The organism is Paenibacillus sp. USHLN196 (assembly GCF_037144955.1).
Classification (GTDB): Bacteria; Bacillota; Bacilli; order Paenibacillales; family Paenibacillaceae; genus Paenibacillus; species Paenibacillus xylanexedens_C.
Window position 1 is genome coordinate 24468 of sequence record NZ_JBBCYH010000016.1, and the last position, 26110, is coordinate 50577.

Annotated in this window: 23 protein-coding genes; 16 read left to right on the forward strand and 7 right to left on the reverse strand. The window is 46.3% G+C overall.

The features are described 5' to 3' along the window. The first annotated feature begins 532 nt into the window (after nt 1-532). The 7 genes from WFI24_RS28465 (at nt 533) to WFI24_RS28495 (ending at nt 8413) form a co-directional block, all read left to right on the forward strand. Nucleotides 533-1870, forward strand: a complete 1338-nt coding sequence (locus tag WFI24_RS28465) for a hemolysin family protein (RefSeq protein ID WP_336765304.1) — start codon at nt 533-535, stop codon at nt 1868-1870. 232 nt (nt 1871-2102) lie between these two features. Next, nucleotides 2103-3185: a hemolysin family protein gene (locus WFI24_RS28470; protein WP_124118555.1), complete on the forward strand. Its 1083-nt coding sequence runs from the start codon at nt 2103-2105 to the stop codon at nt 3183-3185. Between the two features lie 252 nt (nt 3186-3437). Beyond that, complete coding sequence (locus tag WFI24_RS28475; protein ID WP_442956276.1) at nt 3438-4388, forward strand: ring-cleaving dioxygenase; 951 nt, start codon at nt 3438-3440, stop codon at nt 4386-4388. Nucleotides 4389-4402: 14 nt separating this feature from the next. Next, nucleotides 4403-5008 carry an alpha/beta hydrolase gene (locus WFI24_RS28480; protein ID WP_336765378.1) on the forward strand — a complete coding sequence of 202 codons (606 nt, stop codon included), beginning with the start codon at nt 4403-4405 and terminating at the stop codon, nt 5006-5008. Between the two features lie 373 nt (nt 5009-5381). Further along, the gene (locus WFI24_RS28485) at nt 5382-6272 is read left to right on the forward strand and encodes an alpha/beta fold hydrolase (protein WP_336765305.1); all 891 of its coding nucleotides are present in this window, start codon (nt 5382-5384) and stop codon (nt 6270-6272) included. Nucleotides 6273-6518: 246 nt separating this feature from the next. Further along, on the forward strand, nt 6519-7811 hold the full coding sequence (gene ilvA / locus WFI24_RS28490; RefSeq protein WP_336765306.1) for a threonine ammonia-lyase IlvA: 1293 nt from the start codon (nt 6519-6521) through the stop codon (nt 7809-7811). Nucleotides 7812-7825: 14 nt separating this feature from the next. Continuing rightward, entirely contained in the window at nt 7826-8413 is a 588-nt protein-coding gene (locus WFI24_RS28495; protein ID WP_336765307.1) for a GNAT family N-acetyltransferase, read from the forward strand. Between the two features lie 151 nt (nt 8414-8564). Here WFI24_RS28495 and WFI24_RS28500 read toward each other — a convergent pair whose 3' ends face one another. After that, complete coding sequence (locus tag WFI24_RS28500) at nt 8565-9533, reverse strand: hypothetical protein (protein ID WP_336765308.1); 969 nt, start codon at nt 9531-9533, stop codon at nt 8565-8567. 316 nt (nt 9534-9849) lie between these two features. Here WFI24_RS28500 and WFI24_RS28505 point away from each other — a divergent pair, with 316 nt between their 5' ends. Together WFI24_RS28505 and WFI24_RS28510 are read left to right on the forward strand one after the other, a co-directional pair. Then, the gene (locus WFI24_RS28505; RefSeq protein WP_336765309.1) at nt 9850-13023 is read left to right on the forward strand and encodes a copper amine oxidase N-terminal domain-containing protein; all 3174 of its coding nucleotides are present in this window, start codon (nt 9850-9852) and stop codon (nt 13021-13023) included. Nucleotides 13024-13324: 301 nt separating this feature from the next. After that, on the forward strand, nt 13325-14230 hold the full coding sequence (locus WFI24_RS28510) for an AraC family transcriptional regulator (RefSeq protein WP_336765310.1): 906 nt from the start codon (nt 13325-13327) through the stop codon (nt 14228-14230). A gap of 25 nt (nt 14231-14255) precedes the next feature. Here WFI24_RS28510 and WFI24_RS28515 read toward each other — a convergent pair whose 3' ends face one another. Next, nucleotides 14256-15068, reverse strand: a complete 813-nt coding sequence (locus WFI24_RS28515; protein ID WP_336765311.1) for a hypothetical protein — start codon at nt 15066-15068, stop codon at nt 14256-14258. A 412-nt stretch (nt 15069-15480) separates the two neighbouring features. Here WFI24_RS28515 and WFI24_RS28520 point away from each other — a divergent pair, with 412 nt between their 5' ends. From WFI24_RS28520 to WFI24_RS28530, 3 genes are all read left to right on the forward strand, one after another. Further along, the gene (locus WFI24_RS28520) at nt 15481-15714 is read left to right on the forward strand and encodes a hypothetical protein (RefSeq protein ID WP_336765312.1); all 234 of its coding nucleotides are present in this window, start codon (nt 15481-15483) and stop codon (nt 15712-15714) included. Between the two features lie 253 nt (nt 15715-15967). Continuing rightward, the gene (locus WFI24_RS28525; RefSeq protein WP_336765313.1) at nt 15968-16798 is read left to right on the forward strand and encodes an alpha/beta hydrolase; all 831 of its coding nucleotides are present in this window, start codon (nt 15968-15970) and stop codon (nt 16796-16798) included. Nucleotides 16799-16901: 103 nt separating this feature from the next. After that, nucleotides 16902-17687 (forward strand): DODA-type extradiol aromatic ring-opening family dioxygenase, encoded by a 786-nt coding sequence (locus WFI24_RS28530; protein ID WP_336765314.1) that lies wholly within the window; start codon nt 16902-16904, stop codon nt 17685-17687. A gap of 166 nt (nt 17688-17853) precedes the next feature. On the opposite strand, the gene WFI24_RS28535 is transcribed toward WFI24_RS28530, so the two are convergent. Then, nucleotides 17854-18066 carry a hypothetical protein gene (locus tag WFI24_RS28535; protein ID WP_017690673.1) on the reverse strand — a complete coding sequence of 71 codons (213 nt, stop codon included), beginning with the start codon at nt 18064-18066 and terminating at the stop codon, nt 17854-17856. 156 nt (nt 18067-18222) lie between these two features. Beyond that, nucleotides 18223-18762 (reverse strand): DoxX family protein, encoded by a 540-nt coding sequence (locus WFI24_RS28540; protein WP_062836230.1) that lies wholly within the window; start codon nt 18760-18762, stop codon nt 18223-18225. 339 nt (nt 18763-19101) lie between these two features. Between WFI24_RS28540 and WFI24_RS28545 the strand changes: the two genes are divergently transcribed. From WFI24_RS28545 to corA, 4 genes are all read left to right on the forward strand, one after another. After that, nucleotides 19102-20175, forward strand: coding sequence for a DUF3048 domain-containing protein (locus WFI24_RS28545; RefSeq protein ID WP_336765315.1), 1074 nt, complete (start codon nt 19102-19104; stop codon nt 20173-20175). 317 nt (nt 20176-20492) lie between these two features. Continuing rightward, entirely contained in the window at nt 20493-21110 is a 618-nt protein-coding gene (locus WFI24_RS28550) for a DUF47 domain-containing protein (RefSeq protein ID WP_076215091.1), read from the forward strand. 14 nt (nt 21111-21124) lie between these two features. Further along, on the forward strand, nt 21125-22114 hold the full coding sequence (locus tag WFI24_RS28555; RefSeq protein ID WP_124118567.1) for an inorganic phosphate transporter: 990 nt from the start codon (nt 21125-21127) through the stop codon (nt 22112-22114). Between the two features lie 308 nt (nt 22115-22422). Beyond that, nucleotides 22423-23382: a magnesium/cobalt transporter CorA gene (gene corA, locus WFI24_RS28560; RefSeq protein WP_336765316.1), complete on the forward strand. Its 960-nt coding sequence runs from the start codon at nt 22423-22425 to the stop codon at nt 23380-23382. Nucleotides 23383-23506: 124 nt separating this feature from the next. Here corA and WFI24_RS28565 read toward each other — a convergent pair whose 3' ends face one another. The 3 genes from WFI24_RS28565 to WFI24_RS28575 form a co-directional block, all read right to left on the reverse strand. Further along, on the reverse strand, nt 23507-23977 hold the full coding sequence (locus tag WFI24_RS28565) for a MerR family transcriptional regulator (protein ID WP_336765317.1): 471 nt from the start codon (nt 23975-23977) through the stop codon (nt 23507-23509). Then, nucleotides 23949-24677, reverse strand: a complete 729-nt coding sequence (locus tag WFI24_RS28570) for an SDR family oxidoreductase (RefSeq protein ID WP_336765318.1) — start codon at nt 24675-24677, stop codon at nt 23949-23951. Before WFI24_RS28570 ends, WFI24_RS28565 begins: the two co-directional genes overlap by 29 nt. Nucleotides 24678-24925: 248 nt before the next feature. Beyond that, entirely contained in the window at nt 24926-26014 is a 1089-nt protein-coding gene (locus tag WFI24_RS28575) for a DNA alkylation repair protein (protein WP_336765319.1), read from the reverse strand. Between the last annotated feature and the right edge of the window lie 96 nt (nt 26015-26110).

A 26110-nucleotide genomic window follows, 5' to 3' on the forward strand; every position in this document is an offset into this window, starting at 1 on the left:
TAGTATTTTTATAAATTGGACTATACTAATTATGTGAAGAATATCACATTATAAGGTAATACCAAACATATCTTTATATAAAGTTCGTAACATACATAAAGACTAATTTGTGAACATTAAACTGTAAGCTTGTGCCAAACCATAACGTGCAACTGGATGGTTGTGCTGGAATCATGGTATACTTTTCGGAAACAGGAATGCGTATGAGGGGAGGTGGATATCTATTGGGTAGGCGATATTGTAAATTGTCCAAATGGCGAATCTAGGTGGAGTTAAGCGAGGAACAATTGACAGCATGAGGGGTAACCCGATTTGAATGGAGAAGTTTCTGCAAGTCATTGACTTCATCTTGAATTCCTGTTTTGTATTTTACAAGGTCAAACCGTATGACATATACAAATATGATCATTATTCGATTTCATATAAGGCATAAGCCATGATGAACGACAAACAGCGGATGAATGGTTAACGTAGTTAACGGATCACGCTGTAACTATCTCTGGAGGTGAATCCCTGAGAACCGGGGAAATCATTGGACATAATTACCATATTGAATATCGCATTACTTATTATCTTGATTGCATTGACTGCATTTTTCGTAGCATCAGAGTTTGCTGTAGTCAAAATTCGTACATCAAGAGTGGATCAACTGGTCGCGGAAGGCAATAAAAAGGCTGTACTCGCCAAAAAAGTTGTCTCGGACCTGGATTATTATCTGTCAGCCTGTCAGCTCGGTATTACGGTCACCGCACTGGGACTGGGTGCACTCGGAAAACCGACGGTTGAGAGATTGTTATATCCGGTATTCAATTATTTAGACGTACCTGCTTCAATCTCGTCGATTGCTTCTTATGCGATCGCCTTTATACTCGTCACGTTCTTGCATGTGGTTGTAGGTGAGATGGCGCCCAAAACGCTGGCAATTCAGTTTTCGGAAAAACTGACGTTGATGCTTTCCCCATCGCTATACTGGTTTGGTAAAATCATGTACCCGTTCATTTGGGCGCTGAATGGAGCCTCACGTGTTCTTCTGCGGGGATTCGGTGTGAAACCTGCGGAACATGATCAAGCTTACTCGGAGGACGAGATCAGAATCATTATGAACCAGAGTTATGAAGGTGACGAGAACAACAAGACCAAGCTTTCATATCTGGAAAATGTATTTGTGTTCGATGAACGTGATGCCAAAGACATCATGGTCCCGCGCACGGAACTGGTGACATTAAGTCAGGATATGACCTATGACGATATTATTCCTATATTGGATGAACATAATTATTCACGCTACCCTGTCATCGAGGATGGGGACAAGGACCGTATTGTCGGCGTCGTGAATGTGAAAAAGATTTTGCCTGACATGGTTGCTGCAAGATCGTATCAACTAAGTGAATTCGTTCGCGAGATCCCGTTCGTTTCAGAAGTTACAAGTATCCAAGATGCGATGATAAAAATGCAGCAGGAACGTGTACACATGGCTGTAGTCGTGGATGAATACGGCGGTACCTCGGGAATCATTACGATGGAGGATATTCTGGAGGAGCTTGTCGGTGAGATTCGTGATGAATTCGATGCTGATGAGGTGGCCGATATTCAGGAGACCGGAGAAAACCAATATCTCATCAACGGCCGGGTACTTTTGGATGAAGTGGAGCGGCAGTTCGGGCTTAGCTTTGAAGGAAATGAAGAGATGGATACCGTGGCCGGATGGATTCAATACCAGAAGGGTGTAGGTGTGGAAAAAGGCGACACGGTAGAACATGGTGATTATGTCTGGACCGTTGTGGACACTGAAAACTATCACATCAAACAAGTTCTTCTGGAACGAGTGAGCGGTGCGCAGGTTGAGGAAGCTACAAGCGATCTGGCGTGATTGCCCTCAGAAATTTAAAGCGTTTTGGCAACGTAACAGTGTAGGAGACGGAATCGATTCTGAAGAAGCGTAGCGTTCGCGTTTGCAAACCAATTTTAAACCTTTGAAAACAACAATCAGGAAAATTTGGAGGCAATGGCGATCGGAAGAACGAGCCGTCACCGGAACATCACTCGTGCAACCTTAATATAAATTTTACTTGGAGGTGAATCCCTCAACCTGAGGGAAATCATTGGACGGAATAATAGCCTTGAATTTATTTTTAGTAGCCGTATTTATAGGTCTGACAGCCTTTTTCGTTGGAGCCGAATTTGCAATTCTTAAAGTACGGATGTCCCGAATCGATCAATTGATCTCGGAAGGGAACAAAAAGGCAGTACTGGCCAAAAAAGTGGCGCACAACCTGGATTATTATCTGTCTGCATGTCAATTGGGGATTACCATCACGGCGCTGGTATTGGGAGCACTGGGTGAACCAACCGTTGAGAAAATGCTGCATCCGCTGTTTGAGCGAATGGAAGTTCCAGCGGCGTTGTCTACCGTGCTTTCCTATGGTATCGCTCTGGCAATCATTACGTTCCTGCACGTGGTTATTGGTGAACTGGCACCGAAAACCCTGGCGATCCAGTTTGCAGAGAGAATGACGTTGTTGCTGGCACCACCACTGTACTGGTTCGGTAAAATCATGAATCCGTTCATCTATGCATTGAATGGAGCTGCACGTCTGTTGCTTGGCATATTCGGTGTAAAACCTGCCGGGCATGATACCGTTCACTCGGAAGAAGAGCTGAAGCTGATTATGGCACAGAGCTATGAGAGTGGCGAGATCAACCAGACGGAGCTGGACTACCTCAAAAACATTTTTGCTTTTGATGAGCGTCTGCTGCAGGAGATCATGATTCCACGAGATAAAATCGTTACCTTGAATAAAGAAATGCCGCTTGATCAGATCATTGAGACGCTGAATCGACACGAATACACGAGATACCCTGTTATTGCGAATGGGGATCAGGCTCATTTTGTTGGCTTCATTAACACGAAAGAAATGCTGACGAGTGTGGCTGCGGGCAGAGACTTCAATATGGAGACATTTGTTCACAATACGCCGAGTTTCTCCGAGCGTTCTCCAATAAAGGATGTACTGATCCAGATGCAGCAAAGCCGTGTACACATTGCAACCGTTAAAAACGAGGCAGGTGCTACGGTAGGTATGGTTACGATGGAGGATATCCTTGAAGAGATTGTCGGAGATATCAAGGATGAATACGAGCATAAAGATTTGGTGAATCCACCAAAAAGAATGAAACTGGTTTAACAAGCAGTGATACAAACGTAATAAAGTATTAGCGAAGAAACATAATTCTTCTAACTATAAAAGCAGGTTCCCGGAGTGATCGGGGCCTGCTTTTTGTATTAAATCTTAATTTTAAAATAAAAGCTTGCATATTGAGGTCTAATGGATTAATATAAATTTAAAGAATCTTAATTTAAAGATAAATAACGAAAAGCAATAAATAAAAGAAGCAAAAACAACCTATGATACAACTAAAACAAGGGAGTGGAGATTATGTTCAGAACTACAGGAATTCATCATATTACAGCTTTTGTTGACGATGCGCAGAAAAATGTTGATTTTTATGCAGGTGTATTGGCGCTCAGACTGGTGAAAAAAACAATTAACTTTGATGCACCGGACGTATATCACTTGTATTACGGGAACGAGCAGGGTGCACCGGGCACAATCATTACCTTTTTCCCACAGCAAAATTCAAGAAGAGGTGTCATTGGTTCCGGTCAGACTGGAGTTACCGTATATGCGGTTCCGGTAGGAAGCCTGCCTTTCTGGAAAGAACGTCTTGCTTCCTTCGATATTCCATATGAAAATAAAACCAGATTTGGTGAGCAGTACATTCGTTTCTTCGACAAAGGCGGTCTGCTGCTTGAACTGGTAGAGCGCGAAGGTGGTCAGCCAAGCAGCTGGACTTTCAACGGTGTGACACCGGAGCATGCCATCAAAGGATTTGGCGGAGCCGTATTGTTCAGCCACGTTCCTGAGAAAACCATGGACGTCTTGGTGAGCAAACTAGGTCTGGAGCAGGTCGGTGAAGAGAACGGACTCCTTCGTCTTCAGGCAAGCGGCGATATTGGTCAGATCATCGATATTCAGTCCACAGGCATCCAACGCGGGATTGGCGGAGCCGGAACAGTCCACCATATTGCATGGCGTGCGAAAGATTACGCGGAGCATGAACAAATTCAGCAGGATCTTGAACAAACGGGATATCATCCAACGCCGGTCATTGACCGTCAATACTTCAACGCTGTGTATTTCCGGGAGCCGGGAGGTATACTGTTCGAACTGGCTACGGATCCTCCGGGATTTGCACGGGATGAACCAGCAGAGAGCATGGGTGAGAAACTGATGTTGCCTGAATGGTATGAGCCACAGCGCGAGCAGATTGAACAATTGTTGCCACGAATTGAAGTACGTGAATGGAAAGGAGAGTCCAAATCATGACCACAACCAATACAATGAAACATATCTATAAAGCAGGTGCTCAGCCGGATGCGTCAACAATCCTGTTGCTTCATGGCACGGGTGGAACCGAGAATGATCTGCTTGGTCTGGCGGAGATGATCGCACCAGGAGCTGGCATACTTGGGGTGCGGGGGAACGTATCGGAGAACGGGATGCCCCGTTTCTTCCGTCGCTTGGCCGAAGGTGTTTTTGATGAAGAGGATCTGATTGCTCGTACGGCTGAGCTGGGATCTTTTGTCGATGCAGCTGCGGTAGAATATGGTTTCGATCGGTCCAACGTGTATGCACTGGGTTACTCTAATGGTGCCAACATTGCGGCAAGCCTGATCTTCCATCAAACAGATGTATTCAAAGGTGCAATCTTGCATCATCCGATGGTACCGCTGCGCGGACTGGAATTGCCGGATCTGAAAGGTCTGCCGGTGTTCATTGGTGCCGGCGAGAATGATCCGATTGTGCCAAGACGTGAAACGGAGGAACTTGCTTCGCTGCTCAGCGGTGCAGGTGCCGATGTAAACACGCATTGGGAGCGTCAGGGTCATCAGTTGACTCGTACCGAGGCAGAAGCCGCGGCAACTTGGTTTAAGACACAGGCATAAATTGTGTGTTTCCTTATTGAATGAGCGGTATGTTTAATCCTAGGTATCGTAAAGCTAAAGCAGTTAAAAACAGCCCTGATTGTAATTGAAATCGGGCTGTTTTTTTATATGTGATGCCCAGCTGCATAGTGGCTGGGACAGTTACCCGATCTAATCATGGATCGGGTCTTCTTTTTTCATAAGGAAAAAGGAGGCTTAGCAGAACGGTGGGGCAGGGAATGATCCTTGAAACGTGATAGAAGCGACAGAACGGCTGTAACTTGCTGAGCAACATGGTTGTCGTAAAGCATGGATTATTCTATAATGAAGTAATTGATAATCATTTTCAATTAGATTCGGTGAAAGATGACTATGCACGTAATCAGGAGGGAACATGAATCCTAACCCTAGCTCACATACGTTTGGTTCAAGTGCGTTTGTTCAGACCCGTGATGGTCGCAAACTACATTATATGTCCAAGGGGACAGGAGACCTGACGGTGGTGTTTGAGTCCGGTATGGGCGCCTCCAGATCAAACTGGGGACTGGTTGCACCAGCCATTGCTGAGCATGCACGTGCAGTCGTGTATGACAGGGCAGGGGCAGGACGAAGTGATGTCGACTCGGCTCCGCGCAGCCTTGAACGCATTGCACGGGATCTTGGGGATCTGCTGACAGCTCTGGGCCCGGGCCCTTTCATTCTGGTTGGACATAGCTGGGGAGGTCCGATTGTACGGGCTGCTGCGGCTGCACATCGGTCTCGATTACGAGGTGTTATTCTGGTGGATCCATCAGACGAGCATTGTGAATTGTATTTTTCGAACACGGCCATAAAGAGTTTTGCTCTCAATGGTTTCCTCATTCCAATCATGGCGAGAACAGGCTTATACCGGTTACTCGGCAGCAAGGCTGGACGCGTTCAGCCTGACGATGTGGCGGTGGATCACCTCAAGGAGGATTTCACTGTACAGGCAGCCAGCACGATGCTTGCGGAAGGCAAAACATTTCTGAATGACATGGCAGCGCTGCTGGAACATCCTCCAGATCTGGGTGATCTGGAAGTCAACGTGATCTCGGGTACGAAACCGGGCAAGGGAGAGGGGAAAATCAGACCAGCCCTCATCACGGCGCATCGCCATACAGTGAGCCAGTTGTCCAATGGGAGATGGATTGCAGCTGATCAGTCTGATCATATGGTTATGTATACAGACCCACAGGTCATTATTGTTGAAATTTTACGAATGATTAATGATGAGAGCTCAGGCGCAAGAACAGAACAAAAGTGATACAATACAAAGAAAAGCAGTGCGCGACATTGCTAGATAAGTTGAATTAATGATTTACACGATAACGGAGAGGACAGAAAGAACCTGAAAAAGCGAAGCGTGCGCCTTTATCAACGGATTTTCCCTTGGAAAAAGGGGAAATCTGGGGATAACAGCGATTGGAGGGTTATTCTGTCATTGTAGTGTCAGTGTAAATAAACTTTAGTTCAACTTATATAGACCATAAAAGCGGAGTGTGGAGACAACATGAAACCAGTTGAACAAGAACCAACGGGAACCACAAGTCCCGGTCGTGCCAGTGTTGGCATGGAAGATATCGTGCGCGCACATCATGTGCTGCGTGAGGTCATTGTAAGAACGCCGTTGCAGCGGGATGCTGTATTGTCGGCCAAATATAATTGTAATGTGTATCTGAAAAGGGAAGACCTTCAAGTGGTGCGCTCGTTCAAAATTCGGGGCGCCTATAATATGATTCGCAGTCTGACACCAGCCGAGATGGAGAAGGGTATTGTCTGTGCGAGTGCGGGCAACCATGCTCAAGGTGTTGCTTTTAGCTGTAATGCGCTCGGGATTAATGGAAAAATCTTCATGCCGAGTACAACGCCGAACCAGAAGGTGAAGCAGGTACGCCGCTTTGGCGGAAACAACGTTGAAGTGGTGCTGATCGGAGATACGTATGACGATGCTTATGCAGAGGCAATGCGTGCATGTGACGAACAGGGCATGACATTCATCCATCCTTTTGATCAACCCAAGATTATTGCAGGTAATGGTACGGTAGCGATGGAAATCATGGAAAGTCTCAATGAGAATGCCGACTACGTGTTCGTCACGATTGGCGGCGGTGGGCTGGCAGCCGGCGTGGGAACCTATATGAAGACCGTGAGTCCAGAGACACGCATCATTGGTGTGGAGCCACTTGGGGCGGCTTCCATGAGTGAGGCGATGTTCCGCAAACAGGTTGTTACACTGGATGATATTGATAAATTCGTGGATGGTGCCGCGGTGAAACGGGTTGGTGATCTGACCTTTGAGATCTGCAGCAGTGCACTGGATGACATTGTGAAAGTGCCAGAAGGCAAAGCCTGCACGACCATTCTGGAGCTTTATAATGAAAATGCAATTGTAGTCGAGCCTGCAGGTTCCTTGGCTGTTGCGGCGCTTGAGCAATATCGTGAGCAAATTGTGGGCAAGACGGTGGTCTGCGTGATTAGCGGCGGAAACAACGATATTGACCGGATGCAGGAGATCAAGGAACGCTCCCTCATCTATGAAGGTCTGAAGTATTATTTCATGGTTAATTTCCCGCAGCGTGCAGGAGCTTTACGTGAATTCCTGGAGGAAGTTCTAGGGAAGAATGATGATATCACCCGGTTTGAATATACGAAAAAACATGATAAGGAAAATGGCCCTGCCTTGGTGGGCATCGAGCTGATGTACAAGGAAGATTACCACCCGCTCATTGAACGCATGAACCGCAAAGGTATCGCCTATACCGAACTGAACAAAAATCTAAATCTGTTCAACATGTTAATATGATGAAACATTCCAGTATGCAGTCAGATCACCAAGAAACATCTTCTCTGATCAGACCTGCGCGCGTAGAAGATGCAGATCAGGTCATTCCGTTGCTGTATCAGGCGATAGGGGACATTGCATACGCGCTTGCAGGTGAGGCGGATCATGAGAAGGCGATGCAGATTTTGCAAGAGTTCTATGTACAGGAAGACAACCGGATTAGCTATTGTCATGTGACAGTGATGGAGCAGGATGGGCTGATTGCGGGGATTCTGGTAGCCTATGATGGCGGAGAAGCAGATCGTCTGGACCAGCCGATTCTGGATCGACCTGGACGAAGCCAGGAAGAGAAGTATGCTTTGGTTAAAGAAACCCGTCCGGGGGAGTATTATCTGGATACTCTCTCGGTAAGTGAAGCTTATCAGGGGCAGGGCATCGGCCGGACACTGATGGCTGCTTTTGAGCAGCAGGGCAGAGAGCTGGGTCACTCGCAGGTATCCCTGATTGTAGAACGGGACAACGGCCGTGCGCTAATGCTCTATGAACGGCAGGGATATGTCAAAGACGATGTGATTGTCATCGCAGGACATGAGTATAATCATATGGTCAAACCGATTCAATAGTACAGAGCGCTGACGGGTTAAGTCAGTTTTGATGATAGAGGCATGAAGAAAACCGCCATAGGAGCGAATCCTGTGGCGGTTTTTGTTGTGGTTATCTGTTGTAATGTAGCCTGAATGCTGGCCCGGATATTAACCCTGGGAACGGATAAACTCAATAATTCGCATAGTCGCTAACCGGCACATTCTGCTCGAGCCAGTTCTCGACAGCAACCGTTTTCTCGAATTGGGCTTCAGTTACGACGTCCATGAACTTTTTGAGCTTGGTCAGGAAGGCACTATCTTCGGATGAGTTGCGTTGTAAGACAGCTTTGTAACCTTTCTGGGCGTTGGCAGTCATTTTGTTCGTTTCATAGTCGAATAGCGGTGTGTTGTTCAGGCCATAAAACGTATACAAGGTATAGTTATTCATCAGGTTTTTCACCTGTTGTACCCGATTGGACTTGGGATATTCGTTCAGGAATCGTTCCTGATTCATAGCGCGATTGAGTATCTCCTGATAGCCAATGACGAGTGCACCATCGTCGGCGGCAAGGTTACTGGTTTCGACTGCCATGATATTAATGTATTGTTTGATGTCCGGCTTCACGTACGAGACATATTTCTGAAAAGCCATATAGTTCATGATTGGATAGAGAGAACCTTCCAGCATGACCAGGCGATAGCCGCTATCCCGTGCCTGTTGAAGTAGTGCACGCAGACGGCTGTCTTTGGTGCGCTCCATGAGTTTGGTGAAGCTATCATTCAACTTGTAGGCCTTGATCATCTTGTCCTGAACGTTAGGAACGAGCAGACGGTCCGTCATAGCGCTTAGCGCCTTCAGGCGAGCATTCTCCAATTGAAGCACCATCAGGGTGGCGTGATGCTTTGTTACTTTTTTGATATGAGATTCGAGATAAGTATCCGCGGCAGGCAAGCCGTTCTTTTTGTAGAGCATGGATTGAAATGTTTTATATATCGTTGTTGAACTGGCAGTCGTGACTTTGGTATTCGTACTGGAAGATGCGGCAGCAGCGACTCCGGATAATGGAGCGACAGCCGTTTGGAGCAGCATGAGGATGGCGGTGGCTGTAATGAAGGTGCGCATGCCTGTACGTTTGGCAGATTGAAACGATGATGTCATAGATATGAACCTCCCGTAGTTGAGAAAATGATAGGCGTTGTTCACTAGTTACTTTACATTAACCCAATTGGGGCAGGATGTGGTTGCGGAATGGTGACAAATTCTTCTGTTATTTTTAACTTTTGGAGGGTGGAAGATAGAGGAATGTATCTGCGAAAATATTTTTTGTACAACTGGAAACCTTTGAGCTGATCGGAACGTCTTAGTTGTGCATAGGAAAATACAGGAATTAATGAAATGAACAGCGAATCTATTTCGATGTTAACTAATTGCGAGAATGGGGATATGGGATATGAGGAAAGCGGGAGGAAAACAAGTGAAGAAGGTAATGTCAGCTCTGGCTGTATCGGCCATGCTGATGTCCGCACTTCCAACGTCGGTTATGGATGCAGCTGCGAGAATCAGTATATATATTAATGATGCAGAGTTATCATCTGCTCAGGCACCTGTCATGAAAGGTGGACGGGTACTGGTTCCACTTCGGTCGATTTTTGAAGGATTGGACGCGAAGGTATCGTACACCAACAGAACCAAAACGATTGTTGCAACTCGCGATGATCAGGAAGTTACTTTGAAACTTGGTTCCAAAACGGCATACATCAACGGAGAAGCGATCTCGCTGGATGTACCTGCGAACACGATTAAGGGCAACACGATGGTTCCAATTCGTTTTGTCAGTGAAGCTTTTGGAGAGAAAGTATTCTGGAACTCGCGCAATCAGCGTGTAGATATCAAGACAACCACAACGCCTCCAGTGGATGAGACACAATATGCTGCATGGAACATCTACGGTTCGGTATCCGGAAGTAATGGAGATGGTCGTGACCTGACTGTGAGCTTCACACGTCCAACTTCAGAGAAGGCTGTATCTGCTTACCGAATTATGCTGGTGAAAACTCGCGATGTGAATAGCTTTACGGAGTCGGCAGCGTCTGCCGTACCTTCTGCGAACTATACATCGGTTACACCAAATGGCAGCAACCCGAAACTGACACTTAATGCACAGACGCGTGACGTAAACGGGGATCTGCTTAACAGCAATGAAACGTATCGCCTGTATGTACTGACTGTTGGTAACAGCAGCAATAATTATAAAAATGCATTGAACTGGTCTTCCCAAGCATTGAAGCTCAATAATGTGAAATCCACAGTACAGGCGGTTACAAGCCTGCGTGCTGCAGATGTTAGCGACTATGGCGATGGACGCGATCTGGAGATTAACTTCACCCAGCCGAGCACGACATCGAACATTACGTATTATCGTGCTTTTGTAGTCAAAGCGAAGGACTCTTCCGCATTCAATCTGGCTGCAGCGAACAAAGTGTCCAGTGCGAACTCCACGATCATATACAAAGGCAACACTGCTGCGGTCAAAAGCAAGCTGACTTCTTCGACACGGGATACGTCCGGCGAATTGATCAAAAGTAACACAGCGTATGTGGTCTACATCCTGTCGGTAAGCACAAATACAACGACAGAGAGCAAGCTGTCAGCAGCATCATCTTCACTTACGCTGTCGGTGAACACAGCAACGTCTCCAGTGATTACACAGGTGAGAGACAACTCGGATTATGGAGATGGTCGTGATATTCAGGTGAGCTTCAACCGTTCATCGGATGAGTCCAAGGTGGCGAACTACCGTGTCTTCGTGGTGCGTAACTCAGTTGCCAGCAGCTTCAATCTGACGACAGCAAGCAATCTGTCTTCCAGTCTGTACTATACGGTGAACAAAACAGGAAACAACATTACAACGACTTTGCCTTCATCGATGAAGGACACAAGTGGTTATAACGTGACGAATCTGCAAGATTATCGCATCTTCGTGATGGCGGTGGGCAACCAGCAGAATGGATACACCAATGCGCTGTCAGCTTCCTCTACGGTTCTGAGACTGACAACGAACGGTAATGCAGGTGTCATTAGCAACCTGGCTGTTGCGGATATCAGCGACTACGCTGATGGGCGTGATCTGCGGGTTTCTTTCAACAAAGCTGCGGATGAATCCAGAATCTCTGCCTATCGAGTATATGTAGTTCGTTCAGCTAACGTGGGAAGCTTTACACTGAGCGCAGCTAATGCGTCGAACAACTACACGCAGGTAAACAAAACGGGTGGTAACCTGTCCGTTACGCTCCCGAACTATGCTGTAGATACCAATGGTTATACCATTACCAATAACGTTGCTTATCGGGTATTCGTGCTCTCGGTGAATAACAACGGAAACTCCAGTCAGAATGCTTTGTCTGGTTACTCTTCACAGATTACATTGACACAGAACGCGGCTATAACAGCTCCGAGCAATGTGGTGCCATCTGATATTGGGGATACTGGAAATGGTAGTGATCTACGTGTAGCGTTTACTAAATCCGCGGATGAGACGAATGTGAATCACTATCGGGTGTTTGTAGTGAAGGCGGGTAGCACGTTTAATCTGAACACAGCGAATGCAGTGAATAGCGCCTATTACAGAACCGTCAGCAAAACGGGAGCTAATCAGACTGTTACTTTAACAAGTAATTCGAGAACAGTGGATAACGAACTGATTCGAAATGATGTGCCCTACCAAGTATATGTAATGGCCGTGAATAACAATGCTTCTCTGGTGAATGCAATTTCTTCACCTTCCGGTGTAATCACATTGACTTCAAATACTGCTGTAGCGACGGCGAGCAATGTGAACGTAACTGTGAAAGCTGCAGCGCAAGCATCGGGGGATGCAACGGATATTCTGGTTACTTTCGCTAAGCCTCAGAACGTCACTGGAATATCCAACTATGCAATAATGATAGTGCCGTCAGGACAGATCAATTCATTTAATTTAAATTCAGCTAAGGCTGTTTTATCATTGGGCAACTACCTTAATTTACCTAAGAATGAATCCAGTACGAACGTACAGCCTTTTGCATTTACAACGGATGTTAACGGAACTCCGATTGACTCTAGCAAAACCTATCGGGCCGTTGTTGTATCCGTGTCTGACAGCAACTCACGTGAGTCTAGTCTCTCCCTGGCTTCCAATATCTTTAGTGTGAATCCGAAACAGCAACAACCGGTCGAAGTGAAGGCCGCAAGCCTTTCTGCAGCCGATGCAACAGGAGCTCAAGGACCTGCAATAAAAATTAATCTTACTCCTGATACGAACGAACAAGGAATTTCTCAATATAAAGTATTTGTTGTGAAAAACGGTTCTAGCTTTACTTTACCTGTAGCAAACGGTATAAACGATACTGATCGATTCCATACTTTTCCAAAAGGATCTAAAGGAGACTTGGCACTGACCCTTTCGAAAGATACAGATGGTGATGCAATTGCTGCTGGAAAGACTTATCAAGTATATGTTCTGTCTGTTGCTAATCAACAGGAAGCGACGGTTAACGTTTTATCCGCTCCTGCCTCAGTGCAATTGGCAGCTGCTCAGCAGCTGCCAGCAACAGGTAGTCCAGCTTCTGATGCCCCAGTGGTGGATCCAAATAATACAACATCACCATAAATATGTGGCTCTCGTGTTTAATACTATGAAGTAGTTTAATCTCAACTCCCTTTCCACTTGGAAGGGGAGTTTTTTATCATACTTTCCTCAATACTCCTCGGCGTGACTTCCGGGCTTACTTTGAAAGAATTTGTCGCCAAAAAGGTTCCTAAGACCATTGTTACATCGGAAACAAATAATGGATAATAAAGGAAAGTTGGTTGAATAGATCGAATTAAACATTTACACGAAACGGAGTGGCCAGTGTAAATATCTTTAGTTCACCTTATGTAGAGGCCTATGAGGCGAAAGGAATGATGGAATGCTTGCATTTCGTTTGACGGGCCTGCCGGATTCCCGGTTGCCGCTATACCTGTATTCTGTGGGCTCACAGGAAGAGAAAGTTCTGCATAGACCGGATGGATTTCCGGTGTATCAGCTGTTTTTGTCACGCGGCATCGAAGGGCAGTTCAGGCTACCGGGAAAAGGGACATGGACGATGGGAGCGGAGCAGTTATTCATCGTGGAACCCGAGGTTTCGCATGAGTATGTACCTCATTCCAATTCAAAAGGGGAGCTAGGTTATATCGGTATTGGCGGTGCATCGGCGGGATCGGTACTTCAATCTGCGGGTTTGCTTCAGATCGAGCCGTGTCATATCTCCGGTTTTGAAATCATCTGGTCACGCATGACAGATCTCTGGCACGCACTGAATCAAGGAGCAACGGAGATGTGGAACACATCAGCCCTCATCTACCAGCTTATTTTGGATATAGCACAATCCAAAATCCCCTCTGATGTTGGTGTCGTAGGTACTGGATCATCTATGGCCGAGAACGTGGCTGTACCACGTTCTAATCAGGAGTCCGATCAGGGCAAGGAGGCGCTCATCCGAGCAGTAGCATTGATGCATACGCACTACCAGGACGACCTGTTATTGAAACATGTTGCTGACGCAGTGGGTTATTCGGTGCAGCATCTCAACCGATTATTTCACCAGCATTATGGGGTGACAGGACATCAGTATATGCAGCGATTGCGTTTGCAGAAGGCTTCGGACTGGCTGGATAACCATCCACGAGCAAGTGTACGGGAGGCGGCAGAGACCGTAGGCATGGAAGTGAACTATTTCATTCGGATGTACAAGCGAGAGTTTGGAGAGACGCCAGGCCAAGGAATCAAGCATCGCAATCAACTCCAAATAGAAAAAGACCTCACGAATTCGTGAAGCCCTTAATCGATCATCTACCATGTTATGCTTTTTTCTTCTCTCCAAAGAACGGACGTAACGTTGCAAGTCCCACAACTCCGATTACAGTGCTCACCCATGGAGCCAGCGTAAATACAGGAAGTTTATCACGCAGTGGATACCCTACAAACAGCACAAGTACCACGATTACGATATAGATGATGATTCCCTTAAGGTTAACCTTAGGTATGGTGTTCTTGTCCGCTCCTTCATCATCCGGTCGCTCTGCAAGGCGACGAAGCATCTCAACCAGAGCAATCCCGCCTATAGCGGCAACGATCAGTGAGAATAGGCTAATATGTTGGAAAGGTTCTGTATCTCCGCCAGTCCAGCCGACGAACAGTCCAACACCACCTTGGATCAGCATGACAAAAGATAAAGCCGCCCACGCGATCATGGCATACCATTTCGGTGTCCGTTTCACTGGTGCTGGATTCTCAGTTGGTTGCGGTTCCACAACGTTGGCTTTCTTTTTTGCTGAAGTTGATGGGCTTGTACTACGGGATACACCCGGTTTACCCACCTCAACGGCAGCCGTCTTCCCAGGGGCTATACCTGTTACCCCGAGCTGGGTATGGATATCTTGCTCCAGATCAGCTCCGTATAGCTCGCGAGCGGACTTGTTATCTTTCTGAGCTTGTACGATCGCTCTTCCTGCGGAGAGAATCCACTCTTCTTGTACTCTCTCGTCTGCTGGCGCATGGCGCGCAATCATGCTGATCTGGTCATACAGTTTCACATTTTCAGGTGTCATCCGACTCATCTCGGTAATTTGCCGATTCTGTATTTCTTTAAGCTTCTTATAGGAAATCCCCAATGACTGCTCCCCCTGTCTACACACGTTCTGATCTTCCAAAAGTCCAAAGACCCTGACGGTATTTTAGTATACGGGAAGGGCTCTCGTTTCGCAAAGTCATTCCTTATAAAAAAGCTGTTCATGGTGAGCCCATATCCACACACAGGCCAGTATGACACAGGTGCACAACAGCACCAGTTTTCCGTGATGTTGAATCCACTCCAGTAGATGTTCCATGAATTCATTCCTTTCGGCGGAAGGATTTCGAGGCATCTCTGCCTGCATTTTTTATGGCTTATTTTCCCCGGTTCATGTAAAAAAATACCCCACGCCTTCCAGTTCTAACGATTGTGTGAAGTATGCATAAAGAGCAGCCAAATCCATCACAATAGTAGCATTTCCAACAGAAATCCGAGATTGGAGTGTGCTTGTTATGGATAAACAAACAGATTTGACGCGTAAGCTGCTGCTAAACAGCAACTCCCGTGGAGTCGTGGACGAGGTTGTATCTATGGAGGAGAGCCTGGAGGATACCGAATATTCAGAAGAACTGACCGACGGTAATCTGCAAGGAAGAAGCTTTTGGGATAACAGTGACTCCGGTCATGAGCATGAATGGAATGGACGGGTGGAAACTCACGAGATGTTCCGTAGAAGCTACGAATAGAGACACTTTACCAAGTAGATTGAAGTCCAAACATATCGGGCCAGCTGTAATCAGCTTGGCTCATTTTTTTGCGTTCATTAACCGATAAAAAGTTGACTGGCAATAGACTTATATAGGGTTCTTACTTACATTGACTTGCAGGTTGCGGAATGATAATATATGAATACGATCTTAATACACACTAAACATATCGGATTATATATAATTAATGATTTGAACATAGACAGGCAACGCATGGAAAGGGGAAATCGGTATGGAACGTCAGATCAGTATCCGTCATGGACAGGAAGAATTAACAGCCACGATTCATTATCCGGTCGTGAAAGACATCAAGGAGGAGAAGAGTCAGCAACGAGTACCTCTGGCGGTCATTTGCCATGGCTTTGTTGGTAGCCGCATCGGCGTGGATCGTCTGTTTGTGAAGACTGCCCGTGAATTGGCTGAGGACGGTTATCTGGTTCTGCGTTTCGACTATATCGGTTGCGGAGAGAGCAGTGGTGAGTATGGAGCGGAGGGACTGGAGTCCATGGTGTTACAGACCCGTTCGGTGCTAGATTACGCAGTCAATTGCAGTGATGTGGATCCGACTCGTGTCACACTAATTGGTCATAGTCTGGGTGGTGCCGTTGCATTACTAACTGCTGTGCGTGACAAACGTGTCAAGAACCTGGTCATGTGGTCCTCCGTAGGTTATCCATTCAATGATATCGTGAAGATTACGGGGCGGGAAGTATATGATGAAGGTGTGAAATTGGGTGCGGCTGATTACCTCGGATACAAATTCACACCGACCTTCTTCGAGTCGCTCGCTGAACAACAGCCATTCCAGGAAGCAGTCAAGTTTAGCGGCGATGTACTCGTCGTGCATGGTACTTCAGATGAGACTATCCCTGTAGACTACGCATTCCTGTATCAAAAGGTATTCTGGATGCGCCAGGAGGGCCGTTGCGACAAGGAAATCATCTTCCAGGGCGATCACACCTTCTCTTCAGGTAAAGAGCGGGAACAGCTGATTACGCGTACCAGAGAGTGGCTGGGCGAGCGCCAGAAGATCGAGCAGGATTGGCAGCACTGGATGATATAAGTGGCAGGATTACAACTGTTTGGGGATGTCAGCTTGGAAAAGCGCCTTCTTAAGGGTAAAATAGAAGAGTAAGCATTCTATCCGTGTCTGGAGGTTGGCAGCAATGACATTACCCGCACTTTTCATTGCGCATGGTTCTCCCGCTCTGGCGGTGGAGAGCAATGACTACACTCATTTTCTGAACCAGCTTGGAGACAGGCTGCCGGCTCCGAAGGCCATTGTTGTATTTACGGCACATTGGGATTGTCCCGAACCGTCCGTGACGATGGATGATACACATCAGACTCTGCATGATTTTTACGGATTTCCTTCTACGATGTATACCATGGAGTATCCTGCATCTGGTCAGCCAGGTCTGGCGAACGAGATATGTGCATTATTCACCCGCAGCAATCTGGCACATCAGCCGATTCGAGGCCGGGGACTGGATCACGGCGTATGGGTACCACTGCTGCATATGTACCCCGAGGCTAATATCCCTGTGATCGCCGTATCAGTTGATTCGTTGCGTACACCACAGGAACAATATGATATTGGCCGTATGCTGGAACAGTTACGTCATGATAATGTCCTGATTATCGGAAGTGGTGGAACAGTTCACAATTTAAGATTGCTTGGCAATAATGATGAACCGCAAGAGTGGGCAGTGGAATTCGATAACTGGATCGGGGAGCGCTTGGAGCAGTGGAACACGAGAGAGTTGTTTCAATATGAGAAAAAAGCCCCTCATGCACGTACGGCAGTTCCATCGTATGGTACGGAACATCTTGCGCCTTTGTTCTACGCGATGGGCACAGCGGACATGTCCCGAACAGCGAAGCGTCTATTCCAGTCTTATCCTTACGGAACGCTCAGTTTGAACTGCTGGCAGTTTGGAGACGGCGTGTAACTCGGAACAGACAACAGCCTGATTATGGCTAATAAGTCAGGTTGGTATGGATAACTTGTGTTAAAGTATACGATTATAATAAATAAACAAAAGAAGGTTGCTGTGCCCGCATGATGGGCTACAGGAACCTTTTTTCGATACGAAGCCTTATTTATGCAATGGGTCCTTATTTGCGGATTTCGAACAATTCACAGTCGGTACGCGAGTGATAAGCGAGTTCACTGACACTGGATTGTACAACTACGGTGTTGCTGTCAAAACGGATAATGATGCCACCGGAGTCAATCTGGTGATTATCTTTAAAAACACGAACCTTATACTTCATATTCATGGCTTCCTGAAAGTCCGCATCAGTCTCAAGACGTCGCTGGGTCGGCATATCGTGTACTCCTTTGATGTTCAACTTTACGTTCATCATAATACGGTTTTCTATGGATGGGCAAGTCAGGCAGGACATTCAGGATGAGCTTGGAAAACAAAAAGCCCTGCTCCCAGGGGGATTGGGAGCAGGGCCGAGAATGCTATGAATGATTGCTTAAGCTGTTTTTTGCGTTGGGCTAATTGTTGGTGTGTCTTTAGGATGATTGCCTTTGTTGCGAGTGATCAATCCGCGAAGGTAAGGCAGTACCCAGTGATCCAGACCGATTTTACCTGCATTTGCACCAGCCACAACCAGGAAGATTTGCATCAGAACCAGTTGAGCATTCGTGCTTACTGTACCCGAGAAGAGGAACGCGAAGTTCATTACGAGAGCCATCAGGGCAGCCAGTGTTGTGAAGCAGCCGAGTAAGAGTCCGACACCTACAAGGAATTCACCTAGAGGAATAATGAAGTCGAACAGTCCTGCATTCGGTACAGCGAATTTCTCGAGGAATGTTCCCCACCATGCTTGAACTGTAGGGTTTTCACCAGTTGCTTTGCCGACTGCTCCGGCCAGGAACCCGCCAGCTTGGAATCCGCCAGTCAATTTGCTCCATCCGTGAGTCATCCAATCATAACCGATATACACCCGAAGTACTGTCAAAATCCACATTGCCACTTTGTTTTCTCTAAGCCATTGGTTGAAGCTGAACATATGAACCACTCCTTCATGGAATTTAGTGTGTGTTGTTTTTTTCTTTTTCTAAGTGATCACCTTTGATGTCTTTATTGTATAGTTCAAAAGTCGTTTTGTTTGTGATTAAAATCACAATCTAGTTCAAATTTTAAGTAAGGTTTGAGAAGTTCACATTTAGGACATATTTTTCTCGCGATATGCTGTTTCAGGTGTGAATTACACGCTGTATCAAGGCCTTCTGGGCGCAGACAAATCAGATCGGGTGTGATTAAATGGAAAGAAATACGTGAAATGGTTGCCTACATGAGACATATATCACAACTTAGAACTAGGCCATATCGTTCAGGAGGTCCTATATTGAAGCATTTTAAATGGAACAAAGCAGCATCGGCTGCATCACTGTTTATTCTCTCATTGAGCCTTGTTGCCTGCCAAAATCAGGAGGCGACCCAGATGCCACTTCAGCCAGAACCGACACCTGCACCTGTGCAAGAAGAACAGGTCGTAGAGGAACCCAGCACATCTCTTTACACAGCACCTCTAACAGGCTTGCCTGCAGATGAGGCCATTACACGGCGTCCACTCGCTGTGATGATTAATAATGCCCCTGCAGCTCGGCCCCAATCGGGTCTGAGTTCAGCCGATATCATTCTGGAAGTCCTCGCAGAGGGAGGCATCACCCGTTTCATAGCCATTTTCCAGAGTGAAGGTGGCGCTGAGACAGTTGGACCTGTACGCAGCATACGTCCGTATCTGATTGAACTGGGTGAGAGTTATGATGGGGTGCTTGTTCATGCTGGAGGCAGCCCGGAGGCGTATTCCATTTTGCAAAGGCAGCAGAAACAGCATATGGATGAGATCTCGAATGGTGGACCATATTTCTGGCGTTCCTCTGATCGTAAAGCTCCACATAATCTGTATACTTCAGCGGACAAGCTAAGAGAAGGGTCAGATATCAAGGGTTACAGCCATGACTTCAAGTCCCCGGTATACATCTATAACGAAGAAGGTGCAACGTCCGCAGGTGAGACGGTAAAGCAATTCGATATCCATTATTTATTGGATAGTTATCGGGTGACGTATGATTATGATGAAGTTAGCGGACGATATATGAGAATGGTAAATGGTAAAGCAGATCAGGATCTCGATAACGGGAATCCGCTTGGTGCAGCGAACATTATAGTGGCAGGTGCAGATCACAAGGTGCTCGACAGCGTAGGCAGGTTGTCCGTTAATTTGGAACAGGGCGGTGAGGCCATGCTATTTCAGAAGGGCAAGATGATCCGTGGACAGTGGGTGAAGAAGCAGGGGGACATTATCCGTTTTGTTCAGGGTGGCAGTGAAGTGGCTCTTGTGCCAGGCAAAACCTTTATCAGCATTGTCCCAAATCAACCTGAATTTGCGAGTCATGTTAAGCTGGCGGTTCAATAAAGTCGAATGCAATGAAAGAAAACGATGAAATAATTATCCATGTTGTCATTTAAAAGGCATTAAATTCTACCTTTGCATGAAAAGCAGAATGGTGTCGGATCTGAATTTTGGTGTCGAATTGTAAACGCAGTGTAAAATCTCGACTTGAATTTGCCATTATTCCAAATAATTAAGATTCATTTCAGATTAATGTGATAAGAATATAAAAAAGGATCGCACCTTTTGTACAAACCATGAAACAAATATGATAAGATATCAAAGGTTGTCATTTCATGTTTCATCGGTTATCGGCAATTTCTCGTAAAGGGGATAGAGCTATGAAGCTTAAGAAGAAGAAGGATATATTTTTTGAGACACTGGAGAACATGGCAGATACGGTTGTTCAAGCGGCAGATTATTTCTCCCAGCATGTTTCCAACCTTCAGGATGTGACTCTTTTTGCCAATGAAATGAAGAAGTACGAGTCGAAATGTGATGATTACGTGCATACGATCATTACAGAACTCAACAAAACATTTATCACGCCGATCGAACGCGATGATATTATGGAGCTGACAACAACTCTTGATGACGTATTGGACGGGCTCGAAGCAACGGCTTCCCGTTTCTATATGTACCAACTGACGGATCCGGACGAATTCATCGTTCAGTTCTCTGAAATTTTGCGCCAATCGGCTTACGAAATTCAGAAGGCGATTCATTTGCTGTCACAGAAAAAATTGCTGGCCATCCGTGAGTACACCATTCGTTTGAATGATCTGGAAAACCAGGGCGACGAAGTGCTGCGCATGTGTATCAAACATCTCTTTGCTACCGTGTCTGATCCGATTGAACTGATCAAGCGTAAGGAAATTTACGAGCGTCTTGAGACAACAACGGATGCTTGTGAAGACGTAGCGAATGTGCTCGAATCCATCATTATGCGTAATTCTTAAGGAGCCAGAGAATAATGGAAACAACGATTTGGGTATTAGGTATAGTCGTCTTCCTTGCACTGGCGTTTGACTTCATCAACGGTTTTCACGACACAGCCAATGCCATTGCCACTTCGGTCTCGACACGGGCACTAACGCCTCGTCGTGCGATCCTTCTGGCAGCGGTGATGAACTTTGTCGGTGCGATGATGTTTACAGGCGTTGCGAAGACGATTGGGGGGAGTGTGACCGACCCCACCACGCTGGATAACGGGATCGAGGTCGTCATAGTCACCTTGATCGCAGCGATTATCTGGAACCTGGTTACATGGTGGTTTGGTATTCCTTCTTCCTCATCACACGCACTTATCGGAGCCCTTGCAGGTGCCGTGCTTGTTGGCGCAGGAGCTGACAAAGTGAAGTGGAGCGGATTCATTGATATCGTTGGAGGTTTGCTATTATCACCTCTGATCGCATTTGCCATCGGTTATGTGGTCATGACGATTCTCAAATACATTTTCGCCAAACGCAGTCCGCATAACGTGAATAAAGGTTTCCGTACGGTACAGATTTTCACGGCAGCGCTGCAAGCATTCACACATGGTACGAATGATGCACAGAAAGCGATGGGGATTATTACTTTTGCTTTGGTTGCAGCAGGTGTACAAGATCATCTGGAAGTGCCGCTGTGGGTTAAAATCTCAGCAGCAACCGCGATGGCTCTGGGTACATCCATTGGTGGTTGGAAAATCATCAAAACCATGGGTACCAAAATCTTTAAAATTGAACCGATTAACGGATTTGCCGCGGATCTGTCAGCTGCATCCGTTATTTTCACAGCAACGTTGCTTCATCTTCCAGTGAGTACAACGCACGCGATCACATCGGCTATTCTGGGTGTAGGTTCCGCGAAACGTTTCTCTGCTGTGAAATGGGGACTTGCCGGACGTATCATTATTACGTGGTTCATTACGATTCCGATTACTGCGGGACTGGCAGGATTGCTCTACTGGATTATTTTCTAAAGAGAGAAGTTATCCCGAACGAATTCGGGGTTATCAGACAATCTGTTCATAACTGTGTGAATATCGGGATATGTGGACAATTATACAACCAAAATCAAGAGACGCCTGTGCATGAACGTGTGGACAGGCTGGATATGTGGATAGCCATCCGTGGAATGATAAACCAAAAGAAGATATTCCCTGTGGATACAGGGAACTGTGGATAGGGAAATGAGAGAAGCCAACAGGGTTGGCTTTTTTTGTTGTCGAGTTAGAAGGTACCTGTGTACAATAACGTAAAGATACAGGACAAGGACGTGGTCTAATTTATGATTCGTACACTCGCCATTACACGAGAACATCAAGTCTCCGTTAATGTTCCGCTTACACAGCTGGATCTGAACGATTATGCCTGGGTATGGGCGGATTTTAACCAGCCAACGGAAGAGGAAAGCCGTTTGCTGGATACATATTTTCATTTTCACCCCTTAGCTATAGAGGACTGTCTGCATGTGTTGCAACGGCCTAAGCTCGATTATTATGATAATTTGCAGTTTCTTGTGCTGCATGCACTGAACCCATCCACATTGGAAGCCGAGGAGGTTGACTTGTTTCTCGGAGCGAACTTCCTTGTTTCTTTTCATCATGGTGTATTGGAAGAAGTGGATGAAGCGTGGGAACGGTTGTTGCATCATGCACATGAACGAACCATCTGGGCGCGAGGTCCGGTGGCAGCAGCTTATACAGTGATGGACAAGTTGGTCGATCATTATTTTCCTTCTTTATTTGCCATTGAGGATGAACTGGCTGAATTGGAAAACCGCGGTGGACAAGAGTCAGTTGAAAATTTGATGAACCAGGTGTTTGATCTGCGCAGTCGATTGCTGAAGCTCAGACGAACCGTTGTACCGATGCGGGATCTGCTTTATCGGGTGGTGAACTCCCAGCATGTGCAGCGCTCAGGGGAACACACAGCTTATTTTACCGATATCTATGACCATTTATTGAAGCTGACGGACATGATTGAAGCTGATCGGGAGATGACGGCTGATCTGCGCGACAGTTATATTTCCCTGAACTCCAACCGGATGAACCAGATCATGAAGACACTCACGGTAATAACGACGGTATTTATGCCGCTCACGCTGATCGCCGGAATTTATGGTATGAACTTTGCCTATATGCCTGAGCTTCAGTGGAAGTTCGGATATGGGGCGGTGTTGCTGTTGATGTTTGTGCTTGGTTGCAGCATGGTGGCCTGGTTTGTAAGGCGCGGTTGGTTTAAGTAGGGCAAATGGTGTCAGTTATCAAAATGTATATAATGTAACAAGCGATGATCTTTTTGGCACATGTGGATGCACAAAAAAGATCATCGCTTATGGTCTCCAAAATTCCAGCAGGCCGCTGGATGTTTTAGAATTTAGCGTCACAGTGAGGGTCATCAAGATTGGGATGTTCTGAAATCTCCCGGTAATGCTGGAGCTTATACGTTATAATGTCTGAGGTTTCATGCAGTCTCGATATCTCCTGCTGAATTTTACGCTGATGCTCTTCAAGGATGGAGTATCTCGTAGACAGAGTTTCAGGTCCCTGTTCAGATAGCTCTCGATAGTGCTTCATTTGTTCTATGGTCATCCCGGTGGCCTTGAGCCTTGTCAAAAAAATAATGCCAAGGATATGATCCTTGCTATATTGTCGATGCCCGTTCGCTTTTCGCTCTGCATAAGGTAAGAGGCCTACTTTTTCATAATATCGGATGGTATCTTCAGTTAAACCGGTTAGATTGGCGGCTTCACGGATGGAAGTGACGATGTCTGGAATGTTCTGCATGAGATCAGACTCCTTAGTATTGGAATTACCAAGGTAGTTCTCCATCGTTTCCATGGAATCCTCCTGAGGGACCATTTTCATCCAGGACAGCTAACTTAACAACTATAGCAGCTGCTTGCTTCACGGTGCCTAATCCTGTGAAGCCGTTCAGGTCGGTTGCTGTAAAGCCGGGATCAGCAGAATTGATCTTGAGCGGTGTGTTTCTGAATTCTTTGGCAAGCGTAACGGTGAACATGTTAACGGCTGCTTTACTGCTGTTGTAAGCGAGTAGGTTAAATTGGGCATGTTCGTGCTTGGGATCGCTATTATATGCAAGTGAGCCGAGGCCACTTGTCAGGTTGACGATTCGGCCTGCAGAGGATTGCTGTAATAAAGGCAGCATGGCCTGAGTAACGGAGATCATACCGAAGAAATTGGTGTCGTAGGTTTTACGAATGTCCTCCAGAGAGATCTGACTGGGTGGAGTGGCCCCTCCAACAGAGATTCCTGCGTTATTAATCAGCACGTCCAGGGAGCCAAACTTTTGCTTAATCTGACTGACAGCTGCCTCAATGGTAGCTTGGCTGGTTACATCAAGCATGATTGCATGAGCCTCGATATTTGTGTTAACCAGGAGTTGAGCGGCTTCCTCGCCTTTTCGTTCATTTCTCGCTCCTAAGAGAATGACATATCCCATTTTTCCTAACTGCAGAGCGGTTTCAAATCCGATTCCTTTGTTGGCCCCGGTAATTAGAGCGTACCTTTTCGTTTGCATCCTGTTATTCCTCTTTTCATGAGTAATGTATAAGCATGTGGGGTGGTGATCTCCGAATGGTACAACTTGGAGTGTGCTCCAAGTCAACAGGGGAATTTGGAAGAAGCAATCGGGACGGGAGTGCACAAATAACCGAATACCCGTCTGTATCAGACTTTTGCATTCGGTTAAATATGTTTTTAATGATATCCACATGTGAATAACTATTCCGCTACAACAAGCTGTGTATAACTTACGATGTCTTCCTGTTACTCCATTTCAAGAACAAAAGAAGTTGTAGCTGCTTCTTTGCCATTCACAAGAATGGTAAGCGTATGCAGACCGGCATAATATTTTCTCGTTGTGATGACTTTGAAAGATTGTTTGATGGCTACCTTGGATGTGCCAGGAGGATACATTTTATCGGAGCATTTGAATCGTTTAGGGGCCTGTTTGCCGTTTGCTTTCATATAGCCCATCTCGTACTCAATTCTCAGCATCTGTGACTCGCCACTCTCGTTGACCACATCAAACGAAAAATGAAGATCCTCGCCAATAGTGACTGTATCTTGAGCAAGCTGAAGCTGCTCAATGTGAATGGAATCCTGCTCATTATATCCAAAAAGACTTAGCGCTTTGCGATGTCCTTTCTTCAATAATGATCTACTTGCATGCCGGACAATCCAGTCTGTATTCGCATGTTGTCCGTACCAAGTCGTGGCAAGGTCCATGACGAGTTCAGGGTGATCCTTGGAGATATCATTCAGGTGATTCGCCACACTTTTGCGAACATACAGGGACTCGTCCACTTTCAACGCATGCAGAATTGGCAGTACAGGTGTTGGGTCGGTGATGAATCCCTGGAGTTTGGCACCCCATGGCAAACGGGCCCGACTGCCCTCACTGGCTAGTCTGCGGATATGTTCGTTGTCGCTATCTGCCCACGCCATCATGTGTTTCATGGTTTGGATGGGATAACGTTCAATAAACGGGCGTACCGCGAACTCGGAGCTGGAATAAGGTGTGAAGACGGTCAGATACTTCATGGATAGCTCGTAGTCTTCGGGCTCAAGTCCGTTTACTTCGATATAATCCGGTACAAACAGATATTCAACACCTCTCATATTGGGGGCTGCTTGTTCGATGATATGTAAGGCTTCTTCATAATTACCGGGCAGCACTTCGGTCAAGGCCAGTGTGATTCGGCGAATCCGTGCTTTGAACTCCAACTGTTCCCAGCCTTCAGCGAAAACCAATTCACGAAATTGCTGTGTATCCAGCTTAGGATAGAATTGACGCAACAGTTCGCCGGTCCGATCAATTAATGCGGGAGTATATTTGTCTTTGAAAAGTTCCATGTTCCGCCTCCTTCGTTATTATCCAGTATACCTCAATTCACAGGAATAAGAACATAAGTTCCTGGAATTTCTATGAATATGGATGAACGGAGTTAA